Origin of the sequence: uncultured Paracoccus sp. (assembly GCF_947496875.1) — a bacterium.
GTDB lineage: Bacteria > Pseudomonadota > Alphaproteobacteria > Rhodobacterales > Rhodobacteraceae > Paracoccus.
On record NZ_CANMEH010000057.1, the window covers coordinates 1 to 2,756 of the forward strand.

3 protein-coding genes and 1 pseudogene are annotated in these 2,756 nt (G+C 63.4%); all 4 read right to left on the reverse strand.

All coding sequences use genetic code 11. From position 1 onward, the window contains the following. Positions 1–76: 76 nt before the first annotated feature. Positions 77–919: pseudogene (locus tag Q0938_RS18985) on the reverse strand (conjugal transfer protein TrbE); the annotation flags it as partial. A 10-nt stretch (positions 920–929) separates the two neighbouring features. Next, positions 930–1,211, reverse strand: a complete 282-nt coding sequence (locus tag Q0938_RS18990) for a VirB3 family type IV secretion system protein (protein WP_015740165.1) — start codon at positions 1,209–1,211, stop codon at positions 930–932. Beyond that, positions 1,211–1,510, reverse strand: a complete 300-nt coding sequence (locus tag Q0938_RS18995; RefSeq protein WP_299365660.1) for a TrbC/VirB2 family protein — start codon at positions 1,508–1,510, stop codon at positions 1,211–1,213. The genes Q0938_RS18990 and Q0938_RS18995 overlap by 1 nt, the downstream gene beginning before the upstream one ends. Positions 1,511–1,539: 29 nt before the next feature. Beyond that, on the reverse strand, positions 1,540–2,520 hold the full coding sequence (gene trbB / locus Q0938_RS19000) for a P-type conjugative transfer ATPase TrbB (RefSeq protein ID WP_299365658.1): 981 nt from the start codon (positions 2,518–2,520) through the stop codon (positions 1,540–1,542). Positions 2,521–2,756 lie beyond the last annotated feature (236 nt).

The following is a 2,756-nucleotide window of genomic DNA, read 5'->3' on the forward strand; positions in this document are numbered from 1 at the left end:
CCGACTACAAGATCACCAAGGTCGATGACCTGATGCCGTGGCGCTGGAACGGATAGCGGTCACGCCGGACGGTTACCCACTGGCGGCGGATTTTTGTGAGGAGTTTCGTCGCATCCGTCTTGTCGATGAGGATGGCGCGGGTGGACCAGCGATACGGGAACGCGAGCCGGTTCATTTCGTCGAGCAGGCCGGGCGTGGTCGCTGTCGGGAAACCGATGATAGTCAGGACGCGCAGATGCTGGTCGCCAAGACGCGGTTCCAGCCCGCCGGTCAGGGGCTGGTCGGCCAGCAGCGCATCGAGGTGCATCGGCACTTCGGGTACGCGGACGCGATGACGGTTGGTCGAGATGGTGGCATGCAGATAGGTCAGCGTGCCACCATCATCCAGCCAGCGACATTCCGGCATGAAGCCGTCGAATAGCGCCAGCACGCGGTCGGTGCGGTCGATGAAGCCGCGCATCAGTTCATGCGGATTAACACCTGATTGTTCGCGGCCCTCATAGAGCCAGGTTTCGGCGCGGGCCGCGTCTTCCGCAGGCGGCAGCCAGAGGAAGGTCAGGAAGTAGCCGGACACGAAATGCATGCCCGCTTCCTCGAACCCTGCCTTGCGCTCGGCATCGACCAGTGCGGAAGCCGGATCGGGAAATTGGCTGTCAGGATAGGTCGCGGCCTCAGAACGCTGCGCCTCGACGAAGATCGACCAGCCGGAGCCGAGACGCCGCACGGCGTTGTTGATGCGACCAGCGACGGCGACCAATTCGGCGGCGACAGCAGAATCCAGATCCGGGCCACGAAATTTCGCTGTCCTCTGGAAGCTGCCATCCTTGTTCAGCACAATGCCGGGGCCGGCCAAGGCTGCCCATGGCAGATAGTCGGAAAGGCGAGCGGAGGTGCCGCGATATTCAGTGAGGTTCATCATGCTCGCGCCCTCACACCGACAAATGACCAGGGATGCGCAGATGCCTGCGCCCGACTTCGACGAAGAGCGGATCACGTTTAGCTGCCCAAACCGCGAGGAAGTGTCCGACCGCCCAGATGGCGATGCCAACCAGCCAGAGCCGAAGGCCGAGGCCGACGGCCCCGGCCAGTGTGCCGTTCACAATGGCGATGGAGCGCGGTGCGCCGCCGAGCAGGATATGCTCGGTCAGCGCCCGATGGACCGGGATCGAAAATCCCGGCACCGCATCGAGCTGTTCGAGACCGCCCGCCATCAGATGAGCGCTCCGCCGCCGAAGGAGAAGAACGACAGGAAGAAGCTTGATGCGGCGAAGGCGATGGACAGACCGAACACGATCTGGATCAGCTTCCGAAAACCACCTCCCGTATCGCCGAAGGCCAGCGCCAGACCTGTCGAGATAATGACGATCACGGCGATGATTTTGGCGACCGGCCCCTCGATCGACTGAAGAATACTTTGAAGCGGTGCCTCCCAGGGCATGGAAGAGCCGGAGGCGTGCGCGGCAGGCGCCAGCATCAGGCTGATGGAAACAACGGCGGCGGTGGTTGCCATGATGCGGCAGCCGCGCGAAATCGTGCGGATCATGAAGGATCTCCTTTCGAGGTGGTTGCAGGGGTGATGGCGTAGTCGCCGTCTGGTCCCAGCCCATCAACGCGGGCGAGTTCGACCAGGCGGCGGGAAGATCCGCGTCCGGCAAGGACAGCAACAAGGTCGATGGTCTCGGCGATCAGCGCGCGCGGGACGGTGATGACAGCTTCCTGGATGAGCTGCTCGAGGCGGCGCAGGGCACCGATGCCTGAACCGGCATGAATGGTGCCAATGCCGCCGGGATGTCCCGTTCCCCAGGCTTTGAGCAGATCAAGCGCTTCGGAACCACGCACCTCCCCGACCGGGATGCGATCAGGGCGAAGCCGCAACGATGAGCGGACCAGATCGGAGAGCGTCGCCACGCCATCCTTGGTCCGCATGGCCACGAGATTGGGCGCGGCGCATTGCAGCTCGCGCGTGTCTTCAATGATGACCACGCGATCCGAGGTCTTCGCCACCTCGGCCAGCAACGCATTGGTCAGTGTGGTTTTGCCGGTGGACGTGCCGCCAGCCACAAGGATGTTGGCGCGCGTGGCGACGTTCAGGCGCAGCACCTCCGCCTGAAGGCCGGTCATGATTCCGGCGGTCACATAATCATCAAGCGTGAACACCGCGACGGCAGGCTTGCGGATGGCGAAGACAGGTGCCGCGACGACAGGCGGCAGAAGCCCCTCGAACCGCTCGCCAGTTTCGGGCAGCTCAGCCGACACACGCGGGTTGCGGGCATGAACCTCCGCGCCAACATGATGGGCGACAAGCCGCACGATCCGCTCGCCATCGGCGGCGGACAGCTTCTCCCCCGTATCGGCCAGCCCTTCCGACAGCCGGTCCACCCAGATGCGACCATCCGGGTTCAGCATCACCTCCACCACACCGGGATCTTCCAGAAACCGGGCAATAGAGGCCCCAAGCGCCGTGCGCAGCATTTGCGCGCCGCGTGCGATAGCCTCAGGTTTATGGTGGTGTGCAGTCATATCGGCCCCGATTTCTCGCGGGGCGCGACAGACGGTCCCCGCAATGGGGTCGATTAAGAAATCCCGAAATTGGGGCGGTTCAACAAGTATTTACGCGCGCGCGGCCATGGGCGGTGATCGGCGGGAAATCGGAGAGGTTATGCCTCAGGTGTAGATGGAAGGTAACCGTCCGGCGTGACCGCTATCCGTTCCAGCGCCACGGCATCAGGTCATCGACCTTGGTGATCTTGTAGTCG

Excerpts from the sequence above, each read along its gene's own strand:
- Q0938_RS18990 (WP_015740165.1), bottom strand. The coding sequence starts at position 1,211 with ATGGCGGGCGGTCTCGAACAGCTCGATGCGGTGCCGGGATTTTCGATC.
- Q0938_RS18995 (WP_299365660.1), bottom strand. The coding sequence starts at position 1,510 with ATGGCAACCACCGCCGCCGTTGTTTCCATCAGCCTGATGCTGGCGCCT.
- trbB (WP_299365658.1), bottom strand. The coding sequence starts at position 2,520 with ATGACTGCACACCACCATAAACCTGAGGCTATCGCACGCGGCGCGCAA.